This is a genomic window from Acidicapsa borealis (assembly GCF_059115245.1).
In genome coordinates, this window is sequence record NZ_JCACNY010000001.1 from 5,533,952 (window position 1) to 5,560,041 (window position 26,090).

General features: G+C 58.6%; 17 protein-coding genes. 9 read left to right on the forward strand and 8 right to left on the reverse strand.

Features of this window, described 5'->3' with window-relative positions; all coding sequences use genetic code 11:
* The first annotated feature begins 176 nt into the window (after positions 1–176).
* Entirely contained in the window at positions 177–1,178 is a 1,002-nt protein-coding gene (locus AC5S27_RS22610; protein WP_493936816.1) for a LacI family DNA-binding transcriptional regulator, read from the forward strand.
* 32 nt (positions 1,179–1,210) lie between these two features.
* On the forward strand, positions 1,211–3,034 hold the full coding sequence (locus tag AC5S27_RS22615) for a hypothetical protein (RefSeq protein ID WP_493936817.1): 1,824 nt from the start codon (positions 1,211–1,213) through the stop codon (positions 3,032–3,034).
* 5 nt (positions 3,035–3,039) lie between these two features.
* Here AC5S27_RS22615 and AC5S27_RS22620 read toward each other — a convergent pair whose 3' ends face one another.
* Positions 3,040–4,842: a CRTAC1 family protein gene (locus tag AC5S27_RS22620; protein WP_493936818.1), complete on the reverse strand. Its 1,803-nt coding sequence runs from the start codon at positions 4,840–4,842 to the stop codon at positions 3,040–3,042.
* A gap of 249 nt (positions 4,843–5,091) precedes the next feature.
* Between AC5S27_RS22620 and AC5S27_RS22625 the strand changes: the two genes are divergently transcribed.
* Entirely contained in the window at positions 5,092–7,620 is a 2,529-nt protein-coding gene (locus AC5S27_RS22625; protein ID WP_493936819.1) for a tetratricopeptide repeat protein, read from the forward strand.
* Positions 7,621–7,622: 2 nt separating this feature from the next.
* Here AC5S27_RS22625 and AC5S27_RS22630 read toward each other — a convergent pair whose 3' ends face one another.
* Complete coding sequence (locus AC5S27_RS22630; RefSeq protein ID WP_493936820.1) at positions 7,623–8,474, reverse strand: IclR family transcriptional regulator; 852 nt, start codon at positions 8,472–8,474, stop codon at positions 7,623–7,625.
* Between the two features lie 170 nt (positions 8,475–8,644).
* On the opposite strand from AC5S27_RS22630, the gene AC5S27_RS22635 reads away from it, so the two are divergent.
* Positions 8,645–10,090, forward strand: a complete 1,446-nt coding sequence (locus tag AC5S27_RS22635) for an alpha-L-fucosidase (RefSeq protein WP_493936821.1) — start codon at positions 8,645–8,647, stop codon at positions 10,088–10,090.
* A gap of 107 nt (positions 10,091–10,197) precedes the next feature.
* Here the strand turns inward: AC5S27_RS22635 and AC5S27_RS22640 are convergent, their stop codons facing one another.
* Positions 10,198–12,444: a GH92 family glycosyl hydrolase gene (locus AC5S27_RS22640; protein WP_493936822.1), complete on the reverse strand. Its 2,247-nt coding sequence runs from the start codon at positions 12,442–12,444 to the stop codon at positions 10,198–10,200.
* A 199-nt stretch (positions 12,445–12,643) separates the two neighbouring features.
* On the opposite strand from AC5S27_RS22640, the gene AC5S27_RS22645 reads away from it, so the two are divergent.
* The 3 genes from AC5S27_RS22645 to AC5S27_RS22655 all read left to right on the forward strand — a co-directional run bounded on the left by AC5S27_RS22645 (position 12,644) and on the right by AC5S27_RS22655 (position 18,417).
* Positions 12,644–15,058: a glycoside hydrolase family 31 protein gene (locus AC5S27_RS22645; protein ID WP_493936823.1), complete on the forward strand. Its 2,415-nt coding sequence runs from the start codon at positions 12,644–12,646 to the stop codon at positions 15,056–15,058.
* 89 nt (positions 15,059–15,147) lie between these two features.
* Positions 15,148–16,308, forward strand: coding sequence for a Gfo/Idh/MocA family protein (locus AC5S27_RS22650; RefSeq protein ID WP_493936824.1), 1,161 nt, complete (start codon positions 15,148–15,150; stop codon positions 16,306–16,308).
* Between the two features lie 42 nt (positions 16,309–16,350).
* Positions 16,351–18,417, forward strand: a complete 2,067-nt coding sequence (locus AC5S27_RS22655; RefSeq protein WP_493936825.1) for an alpha-amylase family protein — start codon at positions 16,351–16,353, stop codon at positions 18,415–18,417.
* 27 nt (positions 18,418–18,444) lie between these two features.
* Here AC5S27_RS22655 and AC5S27_RS22660 read toward each other — a convergent pair whose 3' ends face one another.
* Positions 18,445–19,890: an ATP-binding protein gene (locus AC5S27_RS22660; protein WP_493936826.1), complete on the reverse strand. Its 1,446-nt coding sequence runs from the start codon at positions 19,888–19,890 to the stop codon at positions 18,445–18,447.
* A 6-nt stretch (positions 19,891–19,896) separates the two neighbouring features.
* Positions 19,897–20,661, reverse strand: a complete 765-nt coding sequence (locus AC5S27_RS22665; RefSeq protein WP_493936827.1) for a response regulator transcription factor — start codon at positions 20,659–20,661, stop codon at positions 19,897–19,899.
* Positions 20,662–20,998: 337 nt separating this feature from the next.
* Between AC5S27_RS22665 and AC5S27_RS22670 the strand changes: the two genes are divergently transcribed.
* Positions 20,999–21,661: an RNA polymerase sigma factor gene (locus AC5S27_RS22670; RefSeq protein WP_493936828.1), complete on the forward strand. Its 663-nt coding sequence runs from the start codon at positions 20,999–21,001 to the stop codon at positions 21,659–21,661.
* A 67-nt stretch (positions 21,662–21,728) separates the two neighbouring features.
* Positions 21,729–23,033 carry an MFS transporter gene (locus AC5S27_RS22675; RefSeq protein WP_493936829.1) on the forward strand — a complete coding sequence of 435 codons (1,305 nt, stop codon included), beginning with the start codon at positions 21,729–21,731 and terminating at the stop codon, positions 23,031–23,033.
* Here the strand turns inward: AC5S27_RS22675 and AC5S27_RS22680 are convergent.
* The 3 genes from AC5S27_RS22680 to AC5S27_RS22690 all read right to left on the reverse strand — a co-directional run bounded on the left by AC5S27_RS22680 (position 23,008) and on the right by AC5S27_RS22690 (position 26,068).
* Complete coding sequence (locus AC5S27_RS22680) at positions 23,008–24,030, reverse strand: ComEC/Rec2 family competence protein (protein WP_493936830.1); 1,023 nt, start codon at positions 24,028–24,030, stop codon at positions 23,008–23,010. The genes AC5S27_RS22675 and AC5S27_RS22680 overlap by 26 nt on opposite strands.
* An 18-nt stretch (positions 24,031–24,048) precedes the next feature.
* On the reverse strand, positions 24,049–24,837 hold the full coding sequence (locus AC5S27_RS22685; RefSeq protein ID WP_493936831.1) for an SDR family NAD(P)-dependent oxidoreductase: 789 nt from the start codon (positions 24,835–24,837) through the stop codon (positions 24,049–24,051).
* Between the two features lie 187 nt (positions 24,838–25,024).
* On the reverse strand, positions 25,025–26,068 hold the full coding sequence (locus AC5S27_RS22690) for a zinc-dependent alcohol dehydrogenase (RefSeq protein WP_493936832.1): 1,044 nt from the start codon (positions 26,066–26,068) through the stop codon (positions 25,025–25,027).
* Positions 26,069–26,090 lie beyond the last annotated feature (22 nt).

The following is a 26,090-nucleotide window of genomic DNA, read 5'->3' on the forward strand; positions in this document are numbered from 1 at the left end:
TGATGGAATTTTCGCTATAGTATGCGGTTGAGTCACAGATTCATGTAGGCTTGTCACCGAGTCCTCACTGGTCCATCACCGATTTTGAAATGTTTTCTGCTCAGGCTCTGCTTCCACACCACCCCAGGGGTTTGCCCCGCATTGAAAGAGCGTAGTTTTCTCCTATGACCATTCGAATGAAAGACATAGCGAAGGATCTGGGGCTCTCGCAGGCCACCGTTTCCAAGGTCCTCAGAGACCACCCCGACATTGGAGAAGAGACTCGCAAACGCGTTCTGGACCGTGTGAAGGAGCTCGACTACCAGCCGAACTCGCTTGCAAGAAGCCTGGTGACAGGCAGGAGCTACCTGATCGGCCTGGTGGCGCCCAGCCTGCTCCACCCATTCTTTGCGGAAATCGCACTGGCCATTTCGGCAGCCATTCGGGACAAAGGGTATTCTCTGATCGTGTCCTCCTCCGAAGAAGACCCTGAGCTTGAGAAGGAAGAAATCTCCCGTCTGCTGGGTCGGCGGCTCGATGCCCTGGTTATCGCCTCGACCGGGTCCAATATGGAGCAGTTGCGGCGCATGGACACTAACGGGCAACCATACGTGCTGGTCGACCGTGATCTGGCAGGGCTGGCAGCCAACTTTGTTGGCATCAACGATGAAAAGGCTGGCAAGCTCGCGACCGAACATCTGATCGACATGGGGTGCACACGGATCGCTCACATTCGCGGGCAGGACAACAGCACCGGCATCGGCCGCTTCGAGGGGTACCGTCAGGCTCTCCACCACAGGGGCTTGCCCTACGTCGACGAGTATGTCGTCAGCCGAAGCTACGTGGACACCGAGACGACCCGCCAGGGAGCCGAGGCAATGCGGTTGCTGCTGGAGCGCGACCCGAGGCCCGACGGGGTCTTCTGCTTTAACGACCCGCTGGCAATCGGCGCGATGACCACGATCCTCGAAGCCGGGCTGCGGATCCCGGAGGACATCGCTTTGATCGGCTGCGGAAACCTGCCCAACAACGACTGGCTGCGTGTTTCGCTCTCCAGCATCGATCAGCACAGCGAGATGATTGGCCAACGGGCCGCGGACCTTGTTCTGAAACTGATTGAAGCGAAACAGCCGCCGCGCGCGCAGACGATCATCCTCGAACCGACACTGATGCCCCGGGCTTCGACACGCCGGAAATAGATATTCACGAGAGTTGAGCCTGGGAGAACGTCATGCGTTGGAAATTGCAGTCTGCTCGACGTAGCCTGGCTTGGGCGATCGGTAAGGTAATTCCGGCGTCGTTTGCCACGTTGCTGCTGGTTGGGGCAGCTACCCCGCCCTCGGCGTCCGGGCAGGCTAAGAACGACGCGCAGCAGAAGGACGGCTACGTCGGTTCACAGGCCTGCTCGAAATGTCATCTGGAAATCTACAAGCAATTCACGCAGACCAGCATGGGGCGGTCGATGGCGACGGCGTCCGTGGCCAACTTGAAAAATGCTCCCAGCTCCGCTTCCTACCTCAACGAGCGGCTGAATCGTAAATTCGAGGTGTACACAAAGAACGATGCCCTGTATCAAAGCGAAGCTGGCGTAAGTGCCGATGGGACGGAATCCTTCCGCACAGAACACCCGGTGGAGTGGATCATCGGCGCCGGAGACAACGGCTTTGGAACGATCCTGCGCAAGGACGACTACCTCTTTCAGGCACCACTCTCGTTCTATTCCAAGTCGGGAAGCTGGGAGCCTTCGCCTGGATACGAATACACCGATCTCGGCTTCAACCGGCCCATTCTGCCGGGATGCATTTTCTGTCACAGCGGGCGCCCCAATGCGGTGCCGGATAGCAGCGGAAAATTCGAGAGCGTACCGTTCGCCGAGCTCGCTATTGGGTGCGAAAAGTGTCACGGCCCAGGTGCGGCGCATATTCAATCCATGACTGCGGGTACGTCTGCTACAAAACAGAAGGGCGCAGCAACGAAGCTTGAGAGCCGGATCGTCAACCCCGCGCGCCTCACACCTTACCTCTCGGACAACATCTGCATGGCATGCCACCAGACAGGCGACGTGCGCGTGCTCAAGCCTGGCAAGACATATCAGGACGTAAGGCCCGGTAAGCCGCTGGATGAATGGCTGACCATTCTGATGGTTCCCCCGACGCGCGAGGTGCCTCCCACGGAAGATCACGTAGAGCACTACTATTCCATGTCTCTGAGCAAGTGCTACCGGGCAAGCGAAGGCAAGATGAGCTGCATCACATGCCATGATCCGCACGTGCAGCCTGCGCGAGAAGAGGCACCTGCTTACTTTGCAGCCAAGTGCATGACCTGCCATACGAATCAAAGCTGCAAGCTGAGCCTCGAGACGCGCATGCAGCAGAAGCCGGCCAACAACTGCATTGGCTGCCATATGCCGAAGCGCGATATTCAAACCATCTCCCACTCGAGCGCGACGAATCATCGCATCATCGCCAAACCGGGTGAGCCATTTCCCGATGTCACGTTCCAGCAGACAACAGCCGCGCTCCCGGATCTGATCCACATCAACCCCGCTGCGCAATCCCTGCCAGGACAGCAGCAAAGCCCTCCACCGCTGCTTACGCTTCTGCAAGCCTATGGAGAGCTTTCTGAGACGAAGCCAGTCTACGCGGAGGCCTATTTCAAAGTGCTGAGTCAACTGGAAAAGACCCAGCCAGATGAGCCTCTCGTGCAGGCTGCGCTGGGGCGCCGTTCGATGAAGAGTGGTGATTTCCAGGCAGCAGCAGATCACTTCCGCCGTTCGCTTGAACTCGGTCCACCAGTCGAAACCACCTACTCCGGCCTGGCGGAGGCTCTTACGCATCTTGGGCAAAGCGAAGAAGCGCTTCCCCTGATCGACAAGGCAATTGCGCTCGATCCGTTCAACCCGGTCACGCGAAAGATGCTGATCGTACAGCTCATCCAGAGCAAGCAGTATGCGAAGGCACGGGAAGCTTTGACGAGCTATACACAAGTCTTCCCGCAGGATGATTTCATGCGGCAGATGCTGGTCCGTGTCGGCGGAGCGGTGACGCCACAGTAATCCAGCTATGGCTTGTGGGAGGCATACGGCAGCTTCTTGACGATGCCTTTACCCTCCTGAATGGTTACGACTTGATCGGCTGCTAACGCTGGAAAGCTCTCCGTTTTCCCATCGAGCCAACGTACCGTAACGTTCGCCGTCGCCGATTTGCCAAGCCCAAAATGCAGGCGAAAATCGTTGTGCGAGATATAGGATCCACCGCTGCGAACCTCGTCGATCTGCGTCTGCCCATTGGCAACGACCGTGATACGTGCGCCGATGGCATCGCGATTGGTCGTAGTGATTGCTCGAATCAATATCGATCGACCAAGCGGCGGGGCCGTATTTTTCAACAGAGAGGGAGCCTCGCCCATGTTCACGATCACAATCTCTTCGCTGCCATCGTTATCGAGATCACCGACAGCGAGACCACGCGAGGAATGGGGATCGGCAATGCCGCTTCCCGCCTGCGACGACAGATCGAAGAACTGGCCATCCGTGCGATTCCAGTAGAGCAGGCGATGCTGCTTGAACTTCTCGCCAGTACGCCCGGAATCGACCTCGGGATAAACGTGGCCGTTGGCGAGAATAAGGTCCTTCCAGCCATCGTTGTCGATATCAAGCGCCGCTGTTCCCCAGCCCAAAAAACGCGTATTCACCGCAAAGCCGGTATCGATGGTGGTATCCGTAAAGTTGTTGTCGCCCTGGTTGCGGTAGAACGTAGGCGTATCGTCCGCAAAGTTTGTCTTGAAAAGATCAAACCGCCCATGATGCCCAAAGTCGGCAGCAGCAATGCCCATCCCGGCCTGTTCGCGTCCCTCGTCGTTGTAAGCAACACCAGCCTGCACGCCGATCTCTTCAAAGCGCTCACCCTTAAGGTTATGAAAGTAGACACTGGCCGTTGAGTCGCAGGCTATATAGATATCCGGCCAGCCATCATTGTCGAAATCATCCACGATCGGAGTGAAGCAGTAGTAATCCTTGGGGATGGTGATATGCATCTTGTCCGACACATCGGTAAAGTGGCCGTGACCGTCATTCTGATAGAGAGAAATTGTTTCGCCGGGCAAACCACGCGGTCCGCAAATGACAGGCAGGCCTTTCCACTCGCACTGCGATTTCTCGCCCGGATGCGGCGTCTTGGCAGGGTCGAACTCGATGTAATGCACGACGACCAGATCCAGCGCGCCATCACGGTTGAAATCCACGAACGAGCAACCGGTACTCCAGCGGTCTTTTGCAGAACTCAGACCACGCGCCTGCGTCTCATCGTGAAAAGTCCCGTTGCCCTGGTTGCGGTAGAGGACATTCTGCCCCCACTGCGTGATCATGAAGTCCACGTTGCCATCGTTGTCCACGTCGCCGGCGCAGGTTCCCTGCCCCCACCCGGTATGTGCGAGCCCGGCCTTGCTCGTCACATCTTCAAATTTCAGACCGCCCAGGTTGCGATACAGGATAGGGGTCGTCGGCACGTCGCTCTTCTGAAAGCGGTCGCCATTCACGAACAGAATGTCGGGCAATCCATCGTTGTCGTAGTCGAAGATCGCCACTCCGGTGCCCGTGGTTTCGACGATATATTGCTTCTTGGCAACCGCACCGGAAACGTTGACATTGGTCAATCCAGCCTGCGCCGCAATGTCCTCATAGTTGACGACAGGAGCCTTCATGCCCGCAGGCAAAGGCTTGGCCGGGACGGCAACACCGTTACCCGTCGCCACGCCCATCTGCGCCTCGCAACGGACTGCAATGGCAAGAGTTGCAGTGAGCGCCAGGCTCAGCAAAAACGAAGTATTCAGGACTTTGGCAGCGAAGAGACGGTAATTCCCCATGTTCTGGCGAATTGTAGCATCCAGGCGGCTCCGGCTTCCCGCAGTTGCGAACGCTCAAGGAAGAACTGGCCGCGACAGCGGTCCTGTTGCAAACGTATAGTGAGATTCGTTAGAACTGTGCAGTGTAGAGCGGCAATCAAGAGCCAATGTGACGGAGTATGCATGATGTGGAGCCGGCCTGTTTCATCTTTCGCTAAAGCGCGCTCCTCCATGCACTTTTCTCGTCCCGGCAGATTCGCGAGCGTAGTCGTGTTCGCAGGCTTCGCGCTTCTGCCGTGGACAGCATGGGCTCAGCAGTCGTCAGGATGTAAGGGGCCTGCCGAGTTGGAGCGGACCATCGCAGCGCATCCGTCAGCCGGCGCGTATGACGCTCTCGGCACCTTCTTTGCGACGCAGCACCACTTTTCCTGTGCCATCTCGTCTTTCGAGTCTGCACTACGCCTCGACCCCAAGTCCTGGGAGAGCCACTACGACCTGGGCATTGCATTGCTGACCAGCGGCAACGCGAAACGGGCTGTCCATGAATTGCAGGCAGCATCCCAGCTCAAGCCAAACTCGGCGCAGATTCTTCTGCCACTGGGCACAGCTCTCAGCGATCTTGACCGTCAGGATGAGGCCATTGTTGCCTTTCGAACAATTCTGAAAGCAGACCCTACCTCGGTGCCGGCGATTGACGGAGTTACGAAAGCCCTGATCGCGCAGAAGCGCTACACCGCTGCCATCGCAGAGTTGAAGAGTGCGCCCAACGACGAGGTGCTGCAGCTCAATCTCGCCATTGCGTATTCAAAGAATGGAGACACCGCAGCAGCACTCGAAGTGATGAATGCGATTGTCAAGGAGCATCCCAACTACGCACAGGCCCATCTGAATCTCGGAATTGTCTACACGCAGCAGAATTTCTTTGCCGAGGCAGCAAAGGAGTTCGGCGAAGCTTTGCGGCTCGATCCATCGGATGATGTGGCTCGCGTTTCGTATGTAAAGACGCTGGTGATTCTGGCGCAGTTCGATGCGGCTGCTCCCATCATTCGCGAGTATCGGAAGCGTAAGCCAAATGACTTCGATGCGCTGTATCTGACCGGTGTTGTGGAAAGAGGTTTGGGCAACAACGCAGCTGCGGAAGAGCCGTTGCGGGAAGCCGTGGCCATGGACCCAAACCATTTCGAAGCACTGTACAACTACGGTTTTGTGCTGGCACACCTTGGCAAACCGGCAGAAGCCCGCCCGCCTCTGGAAGCTGCGCTGAAGATCACTCCAGACTCCGGCAAGGTGCGCTTCCAGCTAGCGTCGGTCCTTCGAGCATTGGGAAAGACAGAAGAAGCGAACCAGGAGCTGAAGATCTTTCAGAAGGAGAAGGAAGATAGCGTCAAGAAGGACGTGGCGGGCGTGAAAGCCAACCAGGCCAACGCATTCATGACGTCAGGGGAACCGGAAAAGGCCGCAGCACTCTACCGTGAGTCGCTCGCTGCCGATCCTGGGAATGCCCGTATGCACTATGATCTCGGCCTCGCCCTGGATCGAACGGCTGACTACTCCGGCGAGCAAGGGGAACTGCAAAGAGCTCTTGAATTAGATCCGCAGCTGGCGCCGGCTCACAATCAACTCGGACTGTTGGAATTAAGAGCAGGGAAAGCGCGAGATGCGGAGAAGGAGTTCCAGACCGCTATCTCACTGGACCCGCAATATGCCGAGGCGCAGAACAATCTTGGAGTCCTGTACGGGCAGGTTGGGAAGACTCCCGAGGCTGAGCAGCTCTTCAAGCAGGCCACGGAGAACAACCCGCAGTATGGCCAGGCTTTCGCCAATCTCGGCATGATTCTCGCGAGCGAAGCGCGCTATCCCGATGCCTTGCAGGCACTCCAGAGCGCGACGCAGCTTGATCCCAAAAACACCGGAGCACTGAGCGCGTACGCCATGGTACTCGTGCGCATGAATCGCGGCACTGAAGCGATGCCATCCTTTCGCAAAGTTGCTGAGCTGGACCCCAACTCCCCAGGCGCTCATCTGAATCTTGGCATTGCCCTCGCCGATCAATTCGATCTCAACGGCGCACTGAGCGAGTTTTCGGAAGCAGTACGGCTCGACCCTAACAGCTCGATCGCCCACTATAACAAGGGCCGGGTGCTACTCGATTTGCAGCAGAATGAGAAGGCCAGACCAGAGCTTGAGGCCGCCGTAAAGATCGACCCCAACGCAGCAGATTCCTGGTACCTGCTAGGCCTGATCGCACGACAGGCCGCGAACAAGGACGCCGCGATCGAGTACTTCACAAAATCGCTCGCGGCGCAGCCCGAAAATGCCGAGGCAAACTTCATGCTCGGACAGGAGCTGCAGCGCAAGGGCGACACCGCCGGAGCCATCGCGCATTGGCGCAAAGCGATTGCAATCCGGCCTCAATACAATGAGGCGTACTACAACCTTTCTCGTCTCCTGATGAAGTCTGACCCTACAGAGGCAAAGCAGCTCCAGGATCGCTTTCAGGCGCTGCAGTCGCAACAACACATCATGGACCGGGCACAGACTCTGGGAAACTTCGCATTGGCTTCAGCGGACGCGCATGACTGGCCCGCGGCCATCTCGCAGCTCAAGGAAGGCATTGAAGTCTGCGGCAAGTGCAGTGCTCTGCCCCAACTGCATAAAGACCTCGGACTCATCTATTGCCACTCCGGAGACTATGCAAACGGCCGCACAGAATTGCTGGCGGCGCAAAAGCTGATGCCTGCGGACGACGACATCAAGAAGGCGCTTAGCCTGATTGACTCGCCTGCCGCATCCCGATAGTTTTATGCCTGCGAGACTCGCTTCCTTCCCCGACTCGAAGGCGCACTCGTATCTCGCAGCGGATACCTGCCGCCGATAGCCGCGGTGATATCGGACGCCGCCTTGCGCAAAGCAACGATGACTTCTGCCTCAGACTGCGTGTCTTTGTGATGTTCAATGTAGGGGACAGTCAGCGCGCCGAGCGGCGCCCCTCGCTCATCAAAGATGGGAAAGCTGATGTTGGTCACTCCTTTGACCAGATAGCTTGCCCGGCACTCATGTCCGCTTCTTCGGATGCGGTCAAGATGCTGCGTCAAGTCACGCGGAGCTTTCTTCCCGGTCTCACGGCTCCAATCACTGACCGAACGGCTGCGTTCCGCCACGTCCTGGTGCGCCAGGATCACGTACCCGGTGGATGAATCCATAAGGTCCACCGTTGAGCCCGGTTTGACAAAGAAGCCCTGACTCGTCGGAGCATTCACCTGCGCCAGGATGACAATACGATCATTCTCAATCACGCCCATGTGGCATGACTGGAAGGTCTCATGTGCAAGCCTGCGCATGATCGGCAATGCATCTGCGACGAGACGCTCGGTGGGCGGGTGCTCCTGGACCAGTTTGAAAAGCTTCAGCGTCAGGGAGTACCGATCTTCCGCGACCTGTGCGATATAGCCGCGTCGCTCAAGGCACAGCAGCATCCTGAATATCTCAGAGACCGTCCGATTGAGTTCTCGCGCCAACTCGCTCTTCGTGGCACCGGTAGGGTCGTGGGCCAGAAACTCAAGGATGTCCAGCCCCTTATCGAGAGCAGGTGTAGCGTACTTCAGGGACTCGCTGGCTTTACCCGCTGATTTTGCCGCTCGTTTCACAACCATCGTATTCAGTTCCTTCTTCTTGCAAACCCGGTTTAGACCGTTCACACAGGGATGGTGCCTATGATTTCAACACAATTTCTCTCAGAATTGGGGATTTTGGAATATTCCGCCAGTGAACAAGGTGTTTCATATACAATTCTCCCGCTGTTGGTTTTGTCCCTGGAGGGCTCTTGAAGATACACCGTTTTACGTTCGCTGCAGCTGCGCTCATGCTCACCTCGTGCGCGCTTCCGTTACATGCCCAGATCGAGGGCGAGCACATCTCAATCAGCGCGAAGCATCCCGTAGCCGCAGTCCAGGATAAAGAGACGCCCGCACAACACGATGCACGCATGGCGTGGTGGCGCGAAGCACGATTCGGCATGTTCATTCACTGGGGCTTGTATTCCATACCCGCCGGCACGTGGAATGGCAAGCAGATTCCCGGCATTGGTGAGTGGATCATGAACAATGCATCGATTCCGGTTGCCGACTACAAGGCACTCGCGTCGCAATTCAATCCGACTGCCTTCAATGCCCATGACATCGTCGCCCTCGCCAAGTCAGCAGGCATGAAGTATGTCGTGATCACCGCGAAGCATCATGACGGCTTCGCCATGTTCGATTCAAAAGCTGATCCATTCAACATCGTTGCCGCTACCCCTTTCCATCGCGATCCGCTGCGTGAACTGGCTGAGGAATGCCGCAAGCAGGGCTTGAAGCTGGGCTTCTACTATTCGCAGGATCAGGACTGGACAGCACCCGGTGGCGCAGCCTACAAGACGGGCAATCATGATCGCCCGAACCATCACTGGGATAAGGCGCAGGATGGCGACTTCGCCAGCTATTTACACACCAAGGCGATTCCGCAGATGAAGGAATTGCTTACCAACTACAAAGATTTCCCTGTCGTCATCTGGTTCGACACCCCCACCGTTGACATGACGCCTGCACTCGCCGGAGAAATCGTTACGCTGCTCAACCAGCATCCCAACCTGATCTGGAACAATCGCCTCGGCGGCGGTTATAACGGCGACACAGAAACGCCGGAGCAGTTCATTCCAGCGAAGGGTTATCCGGGACGGGACTGGGAAGCCTGCATGACCATGAACGATACATGGGGCTACAAATCGTTCGACACCAATTTCAAATCGACCGAAACCTTGCTGCGGAACCTGATCGATATCACCAGCAAGGGCGGCAACTATCTTCTGAACATCGGTCCGGATTCGAAGGGCAACGTGCCTCCTCCCGAGATTGAACGCTTGCATGCAGTGGGCAAGTGGCTGGCCGTGAATGGCGAAGCCATCTATGGCACGCATCCCACACTCTTCGGCGCTGAGGCAGGCAGCTTCAGCAAGACAGAGAAGGATAAAGAAGGCAAGCCGAAGTTCGTACCGGAATGGAAGTGGCGTTCAACCACGTCTGCTCACAAGATCTACATCGAACTCTTTACCTGGCCCGGTAGCAGTTTCCATCTCGATAAACTGCCGCGCACAGTGACCAACGCCTATCTACTAGCCGACACATCAAAGAAGCCGCTTAAGATCACTCAGTCCAATGGCAGTCTCGATATTGCGCTCCCGGCCAGCGCACCTGATCCCATTGCAACTGTGGTGGTCCTGAATACGAAATAAGCTTCACCACAGGCCGCTAAACGCTCAAAAGGGCTCGCTGCGAAGTGCAGCGAGCCCTCATTTCTTCGAGCGTTCGATAGAACCTTGGCGCCCGCATCCAGCTGACCTTATTCAAAGTCCTGCGGATGAAGTTGAAGCGAGTCTGGCGGAAAAGAGGAAGGCTGTGAACCCAGCGATGTATTGGGTGTGTCGCCCATCGTCAGTTCCAGCGTCCCGCCATTAGCAATCTCTGCATGGCGAAACCATACCTGGTTAAGCGGCTTCCCGTTCAAACGAATGCTTTGCACATACTTGTTCTCATGCGACGTATGCTCAGCGAAGATAACAAGATCCTTGCCGTTCTCAAGATGAATCGTAGCTTTCTTGAAAATCGGACTGCCTACATCGTACGTGGGGACACCAGCGGTAGATGGATAGAAGCCAAGCATGGAGAAGACCACAAAGGCGCTAAGTCCGCCCCCGTCTTCGTCGCCAGGAATACCCTGCAGTGTATCTGTAAAGTAAGACTCAAGCAGCATACGAATCCGCTTCTGAGTCTTCCACGGGGCACCAAGCCTGTTGTAGATATAGGGAATGGCCAGGCTGGGTTCATTGCCCATGGAGAACTGCCCGACCATCGACGTTGAATCTGGAAACTTCGCCTGAAATTCGTACTTCGAACGGCCAAGTGGCTCACGAAAAAGTTGATCGAGATTCGCCTCCGCTTTGGCTGTCCCACCCATCAACTCGGCAAGGCCATGGATGTCGTGCATAACATCCCACGTATAGGTGTATCCATTGTTCTCATCGTAGTAGTCGCGGCCGCCCATGCCGCCATCGAACTTCGGATCCAGTGGTTCGATCCACTTCCCCGCTGAGTCCTTGGGCCACATGAGCCCCTTATCTGCGCGAAAGAGATTCTTGTAGTTTGCTGCGCGCTGCAGGAAGAATTTTTCATCCTGCGGCTTCTTCAGGACGCCCGCCAGATGGGCAATATTCCAATCATCGAAACTGTTTTCAAGAGTCACTGGCACAGGCTGACGCTTTTCAAAAGGCGTCACGATCGGATCAGTTTCCTTCTCTCCAGGACGCAATGCTGGCATGTAGCCATGAGCAGCATAGAAGTCATCGAGCGCGCCCTTCGGCTTGAGGCTCCAGGGCAGCATCGTCACTTCAAGCGATCGCTTGCGCACTCCTTCATATGCTGATGCAAGATCGAAGTTACGCACTCCCTTGAACCATGCATCTGCAATCCACGGAGCAGAGTGATTTCCGTTCATGCAGGCATAGGGGCCAGAAACAAGTGCAAAGGTAGGCATAATGCCGGATTGCTGATACATGCGAACGTAGGACTGAATCTTGTCCGCCTCGACATCGGGATGAAGCAGCGTCTGCAGAGGCTCAAGGGCGCGGTAGGTGTCCCACAGCCAGTTGTCGACATAGAAAGGACGCGTATCCTGATGCACCTTGTGATCGAAGCCGCTATAGTACTGGCCATCTTCTGTGATATTGATCATGCGCTCAGAAGACCGATAGAGCGCGGTGTAGAAGACGCGGCGTTGAGCTTCCGTGCCTCCTTCCACTGCAATGCGCCCAAGTGTTCTGTTCCATTGAGCCTTCGCGGCCTCCTTCACCGGCTCGATGCCCCAGCGCGGAATCTCGCGCTGGAGATTTTTGTGAGCCTGCTCAACGCTGATGAAGGAAATGCCGTAGCGGAAATCAATCTGGCGAGCGCCTTCACCTGAAACGCTTACGCGGCTCCGTTCGCCCTCATGGTCAACCTTGAACGTGACCGGTTCGCTGAACTCGCCATAGACGTACGCCTTCATCCCATTGAATCGCTCTTCACCGCTGATTGCAGTCTTCCCCTGCGGCTGCAGCTCGCCGGACAGACGATTGGACAGAGTGATGAATCCATCGTTGTGAGGAAATGTGAAGCGGAAGTATCCGCAGCGCTCCGTAGGAGAAAACTCCGTTCGAATCAGAGATTCATCAAAGCGCGTGGAGTAGTAGTAAGGAGTGGTCTGCTCCTGGTCATACGCAGCAGGCCCGCCAGCCTTGCCAGGCATAATGCTGAAGAGCTCGTCAATGCGGTGCGAGTTGATGGTGAGCGGAAAAGACTCAATCCGGTCATCGTACCCATCTGCACGCATGGGATACATGCGAACCATGCTATTCGGCAAGTAAACCGCGGGGCGCGTTGGAACCAGGAGAATGCCGACATTGCCGATCGTCGGATCCACGTACTCAACCTGCGCCATGGCTTTTGCAGACGCGAAGCTCAGAACGATCAGCAAGGCTGTTTGCCAAAAGCTGAATGGACGGCCAACCCCGGTTGCGAGTGCTGCTTGATTTCTTCCGCTGTTCAAATTCATCTCCACTCTGCGCGACCCGCTTGAAAAACGAAAAAAGCCTTCGGCTCTTCTCGAACTGTCCAGATCATCCATCAGCTTAATCTAAACCGCGCCGATAGCGATTATGGCAAGAGACTTCAATTCACCCGAATACAGGTCGGCGGCTCAGGGAGTAGACTTCCAGTGAATCGATTTTGTAAAGGAAGCCACGACCCTAGCCATGCAGAAAACCCGATCCGTCTCTGTTGCTCTCGCCAGTCTCATGTTGGCACTGCCGCTCGCCGGCAATGCCCAGGCTCCACAGGAGAAGGTCGTGCTCACCCGCGGCGAGAGCACCATCGTCCTCGAGCCCTACGCGCCCAATGTCGTGCGGGTAACACTGAGCCTGCTCAAGGACAAGGCACTCGCTGGCCCCGGCTATGGCGTTACAGCGAAGCCCGCGCCAGATGGATGGAGCTATGCGGAGACGGACAGTGCGGAGACCTATCGCTCCTCACGCATGATCGTCAGCCTGATGGGCGGCCATCCACACCCCAAGCCTTCTGCCGAGCCAGCCAGGCCGACCAATGTGCAGCAGACGCAGGCCTCGATCGGCAAGTTCTTCAACGGCTCCACGCCGTGGGCGGACCTGAAATTCACGACTCCGGACGGCAAGCTGCTGCTGGAAATGAACGGGTGGCAGATGTCCGTGCCGAACTACAAAGACGGCAACGCCGCCATCCTCAATGATCGCCGGTCTACTGACGACGCCTTCTACCAGGTCGGCGCGAGCTTTGCCTCACCCGCCGACGAACACTACTACGGCCTCGGGCAGAATCACGAAGGCCACCTCGACCATCGCGGCCACGTAGTCACCTGCTGGAACAACTACACAGCTCCCGCCGGCCCAACCTGGTGCATCCCGTTGCTCGTCACCAACAAGGGCTACGGCCTGCTCTGGGACAATCCCTCGCAGACCACCATCGAGCCCGGCTTCAATGAACAAACCAAGTGGACTTCGCAGGTCGGCAATCGGGTCTCCTTCTTTGTCATCGCCGGTAAGACCACGGACGAAATCTACTCCGGCTACCGCCTGCTGACTGGCGCTACTCCGCTGCTCCCCAAGGCGGCCTACGGCTACATCCAGTGCAAGCAGCGCTACATCACTCAGGACGAAGTGATGGGCGTCGCCAAAGGCTATCGCGACCGCAAGCTGCCCGCGGACATGTTGATCGTCGACTGGTTCTACTACACGAAGATGGGCCAGATGGACCTCGATCCGAAGAACTGGCCAGACCCCAAAGCAATGAACGATCAGCTCCACGCAATGGGCTTTCAAACCATGATCAGTGTGTGGCCGCGCTTCGTCCCCGAGAGCCGCTACTACGACATGATCAAGAGCAAGGGCTGGTTCGAACATCTAGCCGATGGCACGCCAACCAATGGTCTGCCTTACGACCGAGCCGGCTCCGATATCGACACTACCAATCCTGAAGCAGCGCACTGGTACTGGGACACGATCCGCGACAACATTCTCAGCAAAGGCTTCGATTCCATCTGGGCCGACGAGACCGAACCGGACTTGCCTCCCAACGGAAGCTATTACCACATAGGCCCGGGCACGCAGTATTACAACGTTTATCCGCTCTTCCACACCGGCGCGCTGTATGACGGCTTCCGCAAAGACACCAGCAAGCGCGCGCTCACTCTCTCGCGTGACGCTTACACCGGCGTGCAAAGCAAAGGCACCATCGTCTGGTCCTCCGACATTCATCCCACCTGGGACACACTCAAGCGGCAGGTGCCCACAGGCCTTGGCGCAACCGCATCCGGCCTGGCTTACTGGAGTAACGACACCGGCGGCTGGCAGTATCTACCCGCAGTCCACAAGCCCGAACATCCTCCACTCCTCGACCCATCGGACGCCCGCGATAACGTAGGCGGATACGACGATTACCCAGAGCTCTATACGCGATGGTTCGAGTACGCAACCTTCCTTCCCATCTTCCGCACTCACGGCAGCCGCAACGCCAACGAAGTCTGGAGTTATGGCAAACAGGCCGAGCCCGTCCTGGAAAAATATCTCAAGCTCCGCTACGAGTTGATGCCCTATATCTACTCGCTCGGCTACTCCACTTACCAGTCCGGCGCACCGTACATGCGCGCGCTCTTCATGGACTTCCCCAACGACGCCAAAGCCGCCGAGCGCAATGACGAATACATGTTCGGCCCCGCATTCCTCGTAGCCCCGGTCACCGATCAAGGAGTGACCACGCGCGATGTTTATCTCCCCGCAGGCGCAGACTGGTACAACTACTGGACCAACGAACGCGTTCATGGTGGTCAGACGGTCACAGTATCAGCCCCTATCGATCAACTGCCCGTCTTCGTCCGCGCCGGATCAATTGTTCCCACGGGTGTTCCCGTACTGAGCACCAACGAGCCCCAGGCTCTCGCGAAAGTCCGCATCTACCCTGGCGCAGATGCCGACTTCGCCCTCTACCAGGACGACGGCAAGACCTACGCTTACGAGAAAGGTGAGCACACAATCACCAACCTGCATTGGGACGACAAGAGCGGCAAATTGGCATACCAAGGCCAGCCGGCCTGGACCGGTACCGTCGATCAGTTGGTCGACATTGTGAAGCCAAAGTAGAATGGAAACCCGTGACAGGAACCTGCGTCACGAGAGCATCTCAATATACTTCTGCTGGAGACAACATGAGCGCGGGACGTAGATTAAGAATGGGTCTGATTGGCCCTGGCTGGGTAGCAACGCACCACGTCGACGCAGTGCGGCGACTGGGCGACGTGGACGTAGTAGCAGTTGCTGGATCACGTCTTGAATCAGCACAGAAGCGGGCAACGGAACTCAAGATCGAGCGCGCCTACGGCAGCCATCAGGAACTGCTCGCAGACTCCGAAATCGACGTAGTTCATAACACCACGCCCAGCCACTTGCACTTCCGCGTGAGCATGGCCGCCATTGAAGCCGGTAAACACGTCGTCAGCGATAAACCTCTGGCTCTCGATCCCGCCGACTGCGCAAAGCTGCGCGACGCCGCTCGAGCCGCAGGGGTCGCCAACGCCGTTACTTTCAACTATCGCGGCAACTCCATGGTCCAGCAGGCCCGCCAGATGCTCTCCGAAGATCAGCTCGGCCGCATCACCTACATCCATGGCCAATACCTGCAGGACTGGATGACCGACCCCGGCGTCTACTCCTGGCGCATGGACCCCGAGAAAGGTGGCAGCAGCTCCGCCCTCGCCGACATCGGCTCCCACTGGTGCGACCTCGCGCAGCACATCTCCGGCTCGGAGATCACCGAGGTTCTCGCTGACCTCGCCACGGCCGTTCCGGTTCGCTACAAACCAGCCCCCGGAGCCAGCGATTCCATGGGCTCCTTCACTCGCGCTGAAGGAACAGCAGGCAAAGTTCCCGTAGCCATGCAGAGCGAAGACATCGCCTCCATCCTGCTGCGCTTCAGCAACGGCGCCCGCGGCTGTCTCCGTGTAGGCCAGGTACTGCCCGGCCACAAGAACGACTTGGAGCTCGAGGTCAACGGCATCGAGCGCTCCATCCGCTGGCGGCAGGAAGAAGCCAACGATCTCTGGATCGGCCATCACACGCAGCCCAATCAGATCATGCCCAAGGACGCATCCATGCTAGGGTCGCAGGCAGCGCCCTATGCCATCCTGCCCGCAGGCCACCAGGAAGGCTGGGCAGACGCATTCTACGCAGTCATCCGCGACATCTATGGCTGGATCCGCAACGACGGAAAGCCGGAAGCCAAGCCCACCGCAGTCTGCGACTTCGCCCAGGCACACCGCGTCTGCTGCATCATCGACGCCATGCTGCGCAGCAACGCCGCCGGCGGCGTCTGGAGGGCGGTAGAAGTAGCATAAGTTTCAGATACGTCGATTGCTTGCAAGACCACGGAGACTCACTTGACTCCATTGACCCAATCTTCACGGGCATTCGCACACCTCCGCGCTCTCTCGATAGCACTCGGGTACGTCGCCGCGCTATGCTGCGTCGCCGCGAACGCTTCGGCAAATCCTTCGGCAACGCAAGATACGCCTGTGATCAAGATCGACGAGACCGGAGGCGCCCTCAGCAACAGCAACATTGCAGCTCATTGGAGAATCAGCAATCACCATCTGACCGGTCTCGATATCTCGGGTCATAACGAATCCTCCGCCAAGGCAGCGACTGTCAGTTTGAATGGCCCATTCGCACTTGAGCTGAGAAATCTCGGCGTGCTGAGCAGCTTGCAATTGACCATCCAGGGTGCCGGCAAGATTGAGCATCTGGTCCCGAACCCAGGCGCCTCACGCTACTCCGACAGACTGCCTGGCATCGCAGTCCACTACGAACTCATCGACACCGACTTCACCTTCACAGACCGTTTCAAGGTTGAGTGGTCGCTAGTCCTCCGCCAGGGCTCGCACTACATCCGCCAGATCCTCACCGTCACCGCGATCGACAAGCCACTCCCTCTCGACGGGATCACACTCATCGACACGACAGCACCCGGCATCGAGATCAGCGGGACAGTCAAAGGCTCGCCACTCACCGACGGCGATCTCTTCCTCGGCTTCGAATCCCCGCTCTCGCAAAGCAGCGTCGTCGGCAATCGTGGCGTAAGCGAACTCCACAGCGGCGTACCCATCGCCGCCGGTCAATCGGCCCAATACTCAGCCGTCATCGGCATCGCCCCAGGCGGGCAGATGCGCCGCAGCTTTCTCAATTACATCGAGCGCGAGCGCGCCCATCCCTATCGAACCTTCCTCCACTACAACAGCTGGTTTGACATCGGCTTCTTCACGCCCTACTCCCAGCAGGACGCGCTCGACCGTATCGAAGCCTTCGGACAAGAGCTACATGAGAAGCGCGGCGTTGTCCTCGATTCCTACCTCTTCGACGATGGCTGGGACGATCACAACGATCTCTGGAAGATTCGCAGCGACTTCAAAGACGGTTTCGCCCCGCTCCATCAGGCCGCCGCAAAATACGGCACAGCGCCCGGCGTCTGGCTGTCACCCTGGGGAGGCTATGGCCCACCCAAGCAGGAGCGCGTCAACAACGCGAAGAAGGAAGGCTACGAAATCGTTGACGGCGGCCTCGCCCTGTCCGGCCCCAAATACTACGCCCGCTTTCACGACGCCGTCACCGAGATGGTCACAAAATACGGCGTCAATCAATTCAAATTCGACGGCACCGGCAACGCCGACCAGGTCGTCAAAGGCAGCGCCTTCAGCAGCGATTTCGATGCCGCCATCCATCTCATCGCCGACCTGCGCCAGCTCAAGCCAGACCTCTACATCAACCTCACCACGGGCACCTATCCCTCGCCCTTCTGGCTCTTCTACGCAGACTCGATCTGGCGCGGTGGAGACGACACCGAATTCTCCGGCGTAGGCACCAGCCGTGAGCGCTGGATCACCTACCGCGATGCCGACACCTATGACGAAATCGTCAAAGCAGGCAAGCTCTTCCCGTTGAACTCACTCATGCTGCACGGCATCGTCTACGCGCAGAAAGCCCCTCATCTCTCAGACGATCCCGGCAACGATTTCCGCAATGAAGTGCGCTCGTACTTCGGCTCAGGCACGCAACTGCAGGAGCTCTACATCACCCCATCGCTGCTCAAACCCGCAAACTGGGACACGCTCGCCGAAGCCGCAAAGTGGTCCCGCGCCAACGCAGCCACCCTGCTCGACACGCATTGGATCGGCGGCGACCCGCGCTGGCTCAACGCATACGGATGGGCCGCATGGTCAACCGCAAAAGGCATACTCACACTGCGCAATCCGAGCGCTCAAACCCAGACCATCTCCATCGACATTGCCGAAGCTTTCGAGCTCCCAAAAGGCGCAGCGACCCGCTACGCAGCGCACAGTCCATGGGCAGAGGATGCGTCCCAGCCCGCCGTAGAGCTAACCGCAGGACAGCCGCACACCTTCAACCTCGCGCCATTTCAAGTGCTAACCCTCGAAGCAATCCCACGATGATTTAACTTCAGATACAGGTCGAACGCGCTACGCCGCAGCCTCATAGCTGATCGGCAGCCGAATTTCCACAATCAAGCCGCCCTCCGGCGAATTGCGTGCCGACACGGCGCCGCCATGCAGACGCACAGCGCGCTCAGTAATCGCCAGCCCAACTCCATACCCACCCGTCGATCGCTGCCGCGAAAGATCCAGCCGGTAAAACGGCCGAAAGATCGACTGCAGCGCAGAATCCGGCACTCCCGGCCCATGATCCTTCACCTGCAGCACGCGAAACTTTATCCCCGCCCGCAGCTCGTCAAACAGCTGCAAATCCACCGAAGTTCCCTCAGTCGTATAAGCAATCGCATTGCGAATCACGTTCTCGACCGCGCGGCAAAGTAGCTCCCGGCTTCCCACCACCGTACCCAGCGCTCCACCTGCGAGCTCCTCATCCCCAGGAAGCTTCTCAGCGCGCACCATCCGCACATGGCAGTTCCGCCGCTGCGCCTCGTACTCCATATCCGGCAGTAGATCGGCAACTACAGAGTGCAGAGAGATCGCCTCTTTCTCCGGCAAACGCGTCGTAGACTCCAGGTGCGAAAGGCTCAGCAACTGCCCAATCAGCGCATTCAACCGCCCTGTCTCCCGCTCAATGCGATCCAGCTGCTCGTCCATTCCGCTATCGCCAGGCCGCGCCTCTTCACGCGCCAGCTCCAGCGCCACGCTCAGCCGCGCCAGCGGAGAGCGCAACTCATGCGAAACATCCCGCAGCAACAGCATCTGCGCATCCACCAGGGACTCCATGCGGTCGGCCATCTCATTAAAGTCGTAAACCAGCCCCCACAGCTCATCCCGGCTCTTCGGATTCTTCCGCCCCTTGGGCCACTTCGCCCGCGCCCGCAGATTGCCGGAAGCAAGCTCCCGAGCCGCCTCCCGCAGCGAACCGATCGGTCGCGTAATCACCATCGTGATCCCAAACGTCACCAGCACCGAAATAATCAGCCCGATCAGTATCCGCGGCAACACTTCGCGATACGGAATGTAAACCTCGGTCGGATACGTCCCGCGAACCAAATAAAAGTAGCGCTGCCCCTTCGCGTCCGTGACACGAATGCCCTCTAAATATCCCTCGCCATGCCGCTCCCCGAGCAGGTAGCCTTCCTGCCGGATCTTCGCGACTTGTTCCTCATAAACCTTCGGATCAATCTGCTGACAAAGAGCCTTGCCGCTGGGGTCAAACAGAATGGCCGGCTCATCCGCCTTCTCCGGCTTATCAAAATAGAAGATACTGGGAATCTTGTTCAGTGCCTCGCAGCCACCCGATTGATAGGCGTCAACCGAGAGCCGGGCATTGGTCTCCATCATTTTGAAAAGCGAAGTGTAAACAACCTCATTGGCCTCAAATTGCCGCGCCAGAATGAAGATCGTGCAGATCACGATCAGAAATTCGCTGAGCCAGAATGAAAGGAAAATCTTGGTAAATGTACTCCGCATGACCGGTCAGCTCTCCCGGCCGGCAAGATGGGGTCTCGGTGCCACAGAAGCCACCGGCAACGCAAGCTGATAGCCCACCGAGCGAATCGTCTTGATCTGGTCACCCAGCATCGCCGCGTCATCCAGCTTTCGCCGCAACCGGCTCACATGCATATCCAGGCTGCGATCAAACGGATTAAACCGCCGGTCCAGCACGCACTCCGTCAGATGCTCACGCGTCAAAATCTGTCCCGGAGCCTCCATCAGCGCGCCCAGCAGCTCAAACTCCACATTGGTCAAATCCAACTCCGCGCCATTGCAGATCACCGTGCGCGCCCCGCTGTCCAGCTCAATCCCCGCCACGGACAGATGCTTAATCGCTTGCTTGATGGCGCTCGCCCCACCATTCGCCCCGCCCACAGCAGGGCGGCTCGCAGCCCGGCGCAGAATCGCCCGGATACGCGCCAGCAGCTCCCGCGGATTGAATGGCTTCGGCAGATAGTCGTCTGCGCCGATCTCCAGCCCCACGATGCGGTCGATATCCTCGCCGCGAGCGGTCAGCAACAGGACACTGACCTGCGAACTCGTCCGCAGCCGCCGCAGCACCTCAAATCCATCGATCCCCGGCAGCATCACGTCCAGCAGCACAATCGCGAATTCGCCGCTCAGCGCCCTGTTCAGCCCCAGCTCTCCGTGATGTTCCTTGGTGACGGCAAAACCGTGACGCGCGAGATAGTCCTCCAGCATGGAGCACAGCTCGATATCGTCGTCGATGATCAGAATCGGTTCCAAAGAAATCCTTTACTCCCCGTAACGCCCCGCGTATCACATGCCCAACATCCGTTGTACTCCAACTCACACCGCACTGCGGTAACGATTTGTAACCCTCGTTCCACCGCAAAGTGACGCTTTGTTACGATTCGTGACCTTTCATGACCGCACAAAAGGGAACAGGGTGGTGTCATAGGTCAGGCGGACCCTCGGTTTTCGCATCACTGGGCCGTCCGGGAGCTATGCCGGCCGGAACCTTCCTAACCGAATCGTCCCAAAGCATAGATCGCGAGTCTCATGCCTACGGCATCGCTCCCATTTACCAAGTTCCGTTACGAGCCAGCAAGGAGAAGTACCCATGAACACAGGCCACACAGAACCGGGACACACACCAGTCAGACTAGACGTGCATACAGTTTCAGACGCACCTGCCAATCTCGTCCAGCTCTGCCTCAGCGGCGACAACAACGCCTGGGCCACCCTCGTCGATGAGTACCGCGGCCTCGTCTACAGCATCTGCTATCTCTACTGCGGTTCCACCCAGGACGCCGAAGACCTCGTCCAGGACACCTTCCTGAAAATCTGGATGAACCTCGCCAGCTACGACCCCTCGCGCGGCGAGCTCAAGGGCTGGATCGCCACCGTCACCCGCAACCAGCGCGTCGACCGCTACCGCCGCAGCGGCCAGCAGCGTCTCACCGACTCCATCGACACCGTCGCGCAGAGCTGGGACCAGTCCGGCACCATGACCATGGCGCAGCGCATTCCCGACCCGCGCCCCACACCGCACGACGTAGCCGTCACCAGCGAAATCACCGGCATCGTCTCCAAAGCCGTCAACAAAATATCCCCGGAAATGCGCGAAGTCGTCACCATGCGCTTCGTCCACGAGCTCGACAACCAGGAGATCGCCCACCGCCTCCGCATCCCCGAAGGCACCGTGAAATCCCGCACCAACCGCGGCCGTGCACAGCTGGCCTCGCTGCTGCGCCCCATGCGCCACGCCCTCGGCGCTGCCTGAGAACAAGCACTCCGAAGCTTTGTGTAGGATGGGATGGTTCCGCGAACGACGCGGCCATCCTCATCCAATGCTTTCATCCAGCCTGACATCCATCCCCCGCCGACGCTGGCGCATCGCCTGCCTCCTCGGCGTGGGCGTGCTCGTCAACTACTTCGACCGCGTCAACCTCTCCGTCTCCGAAGCCGCGCTCCACACCTCCTTCGGCATCTCCGCCATCACCTTCGGCTACCTCTCCGGCGCCTACAACTGGACCTACGCCCTCTGCCAGCTCCCCGTCGGCGTCATCCTCGACAAGTTCGGCATCCGCCGCGTCGGCCGCATCAGCATCTTCCTCTGGGCCGTCGCTTCCTTCGCAGCAGCCATCACGCCGACCCTCGGCGGCCTCTTCGCCGCCCGCCTCCTGCTCGGCATCGGCGAAGCACCCACCTTCCCCGCCAACGCCAAAGCGGTAGGCCGCTGGTTCCCGCAGAGCGAGCGCAGCTTCGCCACATCCCTCTTCGACTCCGCCGCCAAGTTCGCTCCCGCCGTCGGCGTCCCGCTCATCGGCGTGCTCCTGCTCAAAGTAGGCTGGCGCTGGAGCTTCGCCGCCACCGGCGTCATCACCCTGCTCTATCTCTTGCTCTTCAGCCGCGTCTACCGCGACCCCCAGGACGACCCAGAACTCACCGAAATCGAGCGGACCTACATCGGGCAGTCTGCCCTTATTCCGGCGCACACAACCGAAACTCCAGCGCCGCTAGGCATCCTGCTGCGCCAGCGCAAAGTCATCGCCATGATCGTCGGCTTCGGCTCCTATAACTATGTCTTTTATCTCTTGCTCACCTGGCTGCCGCGCTATCTCTCCACCACGCTCAACCTCGATCTGACGCACTCATTCCTCTACACCGGCGTACCTTGGCTCGTCGCAACCTTCACCGACCTCTGCATCGGCGGCCTGCTCGCCGACAGCCTCATCCAGCGAGGCTGGAACCAAAGCCACGTCCGCAAGACCATCCTCATCGGCGGCACCGCCTGCGGCCTCGGCCTGCTGGGAGCAGTGCATCCCACCAGCCCCATCGCCGCGCTCGTCTGGATCAGCGTATCCATCGGCGGCCTCGCAGCCGCGGCACCCATCGGCTGGTCCATCCCATCGCTCATCACGCCGCGCAACTCCGTAGGCAGCGTAGGCGGCATCATCAACTTCTCCAACCAGCTCTCCGGCATCGCCGCACCCATCGTCACCGGCTACGTCGTGCAGAACCTGCACTCCTTCGCCTGGGCCTTCGGAGTCGCCATCCTCTACCTCATAGTCGGCATCATCGCCTATGTTCTACTACTCGGCAAGATAGAACAAATGCCCCTGCCAACTACTTCGCAGGGTACGACTTCGTAACCTTCGTCCGCGTGTTCGTCACAGCAAAGCTGCCATCCTTGCTCGCCACCAGCTCAAAACCATACCCAGCATCCGTCCCCAGCGGATTGGCGATATATTCCGCAGCAGTATTATTCGCCGCGCCGCCTTCTTTCGAATAATGCACCTGCCAAAGCGTCTCCAGCCCCGGAGCAGCCTTGATCGTCTGCAGCACCGGCGTAGACCCGCCCTTCATCTCCCCGTTATCCATGATGGCCACGCGAGCACCGATCGCATCCACAAACGGCTTGCTTGAACTCTGATCCCATCCATGATGCGAAACCACGTAGATGTCCACATGGCCCAGCTTGTTCACCGGGCAGGCCAGCAGCCGTTCTTTATCCTTCGTCAGATCCCCAAGGTCCAGAATCCTCAGCTTGCCAAACTGAATCGCAATCCCCAGCGACCGCGAATTCTCCGTAGCATCCGCCTGCGGCACAGGCGCACCCTCGCAATACGAATTCGCCGCGCCCCCACCCGGCAGCGCCTTGTCGATCACCTTGCCGTCGGCGCTAATGACAGTAGCCGTGAATCCCTTGATCGGCAGCACATTCCCCGGCACTTCATGGATCACTTTGGACTTACCCTTGGCTAACTCCTTCTGATACTCGGAGTAGTCCTTCTCCGTAATGTCCTTGTCAAACTCGCGATTCGGCCCATGATCCAGAAACGTCCCCACCGGAATCTTGGCCACCAGCTGCGGAATCCCACCCGCATGATCCGCGTGATAATGCGTAATCAGCACATAGTCGATCTTGCTCAGCCCAGCCTCTTTCGCCGTCGAAGCAATCCGCTCCGCATCCCGCCCGCCATTGCCCGGCCAACCCGTATCCACCAGCAGCGACTCGCCCTCAGGAGTAACAAACAAAGTAGCCTGCCCACCCTCAACATCGATGAAGAAGACCCGCAGCTTACCCTGCGCACCGGCAACAGCCACCGAAGCAGCAATCAAAAACGCTCCAAACAACCTGGCTTTCAAATCAAACCTCCCAAAAACTTACTTCGGCTTCGTAGTAGCCCGCGTAGCGCCCGTCGAAATCCCACCATCCACCAGCAGCGTCTGCCCCGTAACATAGCGGCTCGACTCCGAAGCCAGAAACACCACCGCCCCATCCAGATCATTCGGCTGTCCCGGCCGCTTCAGCGGAATCCGATCCGACAGATACTCCACCCACTCCGGATCCTCATACATGACTTTGTTCTGGTCTGTCTTGAACCACCCCGGCGCCAGGCAATTCACCGTAACCCCATGCCTGCCCCAGTCATCCGCCAGACTCATCGTCAACTGCTTGATCCCGCCACGGCTCGCGCAATAAGGCCCCAGCCCCGCATACCCCGCAACACTGGTCACCGACCCGATATTGATGATCCGCCCGTACCCACGCTTGACCATCCCGCGAGCCACCGCCTGCGCCACAAAGAAGCTCCCACGCAGGTTCGTATCCAGCACCAGGTTCCAGTCATCCCACGTCACATCCAGCGCCGGCTTGCGCACATTGCAGCCAGCATTGTTGACCAGAATATGCACCTGCCCGGCAGCCTCGATCGCCTCCCCAAATCGCTGGATACTCACCCGGTCGCGAACATCCAGATCCAGCGGAGTAGCCTTGCGCCCCATCGCCTCAATCTCCGCAACAAACGGCGCAAGGTCATCCATCCGCCGGCTCGTAACGATCAAATCCGCCCCAGCCCCAGCCAGCGCCCGCCCAAAATACTGCCCCAACCCGCGGCTAGCCCCGGTCACCACCGCCGTCTGTCCACTGAGATCAAACAACCCGTCGCTCATAAATCCCCTAAGATGAGTATCGAGCTTGCTCGCAAGAGCAGTTCAGGGCCAAAGGCCCACTTCATACCAGCCTGGGCCAACGGCCCAGGTAGCAAAAGCGATACGGAATCAAGGGCCAAAGGCCCGCTCCATCCAACCCAGAACCGGCCAATGGCCAGCGCCGGAGCTAACGAAAGAATCATCCCTGCTAATTGCCGATTCTCGGATCGATCACAATCTTCATCAAGTTAGGCTCCCGCGCATGCAGCCGCTCAAACCACTGCGCCCCATCGCTCAGCGGGGCCACCGCAGTAATCAGCGAACTCACCCGAATCGTCCCATTCGCCACCAACTCAATCGCCTGCGGGTACTCCCCCGCCGAAGCACAAGACCCCTGCATCCGTATCTGCCGCGAAACCACCTTCTGCAGCGGCAGCGTCACCGTAGGCGTAATGTTCCCAATCAGCGTCACCGTCCCGCCCTTGCGCACCGCATCCACCGCCGCCGAAACCGTCTCCTCCCGCCCGACCGCCTCGAACACCACATCCACCCCGCGGCCACCGGTCAGCTTTAGCACCTCTTCCACCATCTCCGCGCCCGAGACCAGCAGAATCTCATCCGCCCCCATCTCTGTCGCCAGCTTCAGCCGAGTCCGGTCCACATCCGCCACCACAACCCGCGAACATCCCGCAGCCTTCGCCGCCTGCAGCGTCAGCAGCCCGATCATCCCCGCGCCAATCACCAGCGCCGTCTCGCCACCCTTCAAATCAGAAACAGCCACCCCATGCAGCGCCACCGAAACCGCCTCCAGCATCGCCGCCTCGGCAAAAGGCATCGCCTCCGGCAGCTTGTAGAGAATCCGCTCCGGCACCGTTACAAACTCAGCAAACGCCCCGGCCCGCCGAAACTCCAGCGTAGAAACCCCCACCACCTGCCGGCTCTCGCAAAGATTCACCTGACCCGCAAGGCAGTACTCGCACTCCCCGCAATACACCGTAGAGTCAAACGTGACCCGGTCGCCAACAGCAAATCCGCTCACCCCATCGCCCACCTCAGCCACCACCCCAGCCGCCTCATGCCCCATCACCAGCGGCGGAATCCGCCGTCCCGAAGATCCGTCATACCCATGCACATCGCTCCCGCAAATTCCGCAGGCCGCCACCTCAACCAGCACTTCCCCCGCCCCCACCTCAGGCCGCGGCAGCTCCGCAACTTCCAACTGGCTGTACTCCGCCAACAACAACGCCTTCATAAGCAGCCCGTCCTAGCCTTCC

Bases quoted from the DNA above. Each gene is read 5' to 3' on its own strand.
- AC5S27_RS22645 (WP_493936823.1), top strand. From the start codon at position 12,644: ATGCAGAAAACCCGATCCGTCTCTGTTGCTCTCGCCAGTCTCATGTTG.
- AC5S27_RS22630 (WP_493936820.1), bottom strand. From the start codon at position 8,474: ATGGTTGTGAAACGAGCGGCAAAATCAGCGGGTAAAGCCAGCGAGTCC.
- AC5S27_RS22615 (WP_493936817.1), top strand. From the start codon at position 1,211: ATGCGTTGGAAATTGCAGTCTGCTCGACGTAGCCTGGCTTGGGCGATC.
- AC5S27_RS22620 (WP_493936818.1), bottom strand. From the start codon at position 4,842: ATGGGGAATTACCGTCTCTTCGCTGCCAAAGTCCTGAATACTTCGTTT.
- AC5S27_RS22670 (WP_493936828.1), top strand. From the start codon at position 20,999: ATGAACACAGGCCACACAGAACCGGGACACACACCAGTCAGACTAGAC.
- AC5S27_RS22685 (WP_493936831.1), bottom strand. From the start codon at position 24,837: ATGAGCGACGGGTTGTTTGATCTCAGTGGACAGACGGCGGTGGTGACC.
- AC5S27_RS22660 (WP_493936826.1), bottom strand. From the start codon at position 19,890: ATGCGGAGTACATTTACCAAGATTTTCCTTTCATTCTGGCTCAGCGAA.
- AC5S27_RS22690 (WP_493936832.1), bottom strand. From the start codon at position 26,068: ATGAAGGCGTTGTTGTTGGCGGAGTACAGCCAGTTGGAAGTTGCGGAG.
- AC5S27_RS22675 (WP_493936829.1), top strand. From the start codon at position 21,729: ATGCTTTCATCCAGCCTGACATCCATCCCCCGCCGACGCTGGCGCATC.
- AC5S27_RS22650 (WP_493936824.1), top strand. From the start codon at position 15,148: ATGGGTCTGATTGGCCCTGGCTGGGTAGCAACGCACCACGTCGACGCA.
- AC5S27_RS22640 (WP_493936822.1), bottom strand. From the start codon at position 12,444: ATGAATTTGAACAGCGGAAGAAATCAAGCAGCACTCGCAACCGGGGTT.
- AC5S27_RS22610 (WP_493936816.1), top strand. From the start codon at position 177: ATGAAAGACATAGCGAAGGATCTGGGGCTCTCGCAGGCCACCGTTTCC.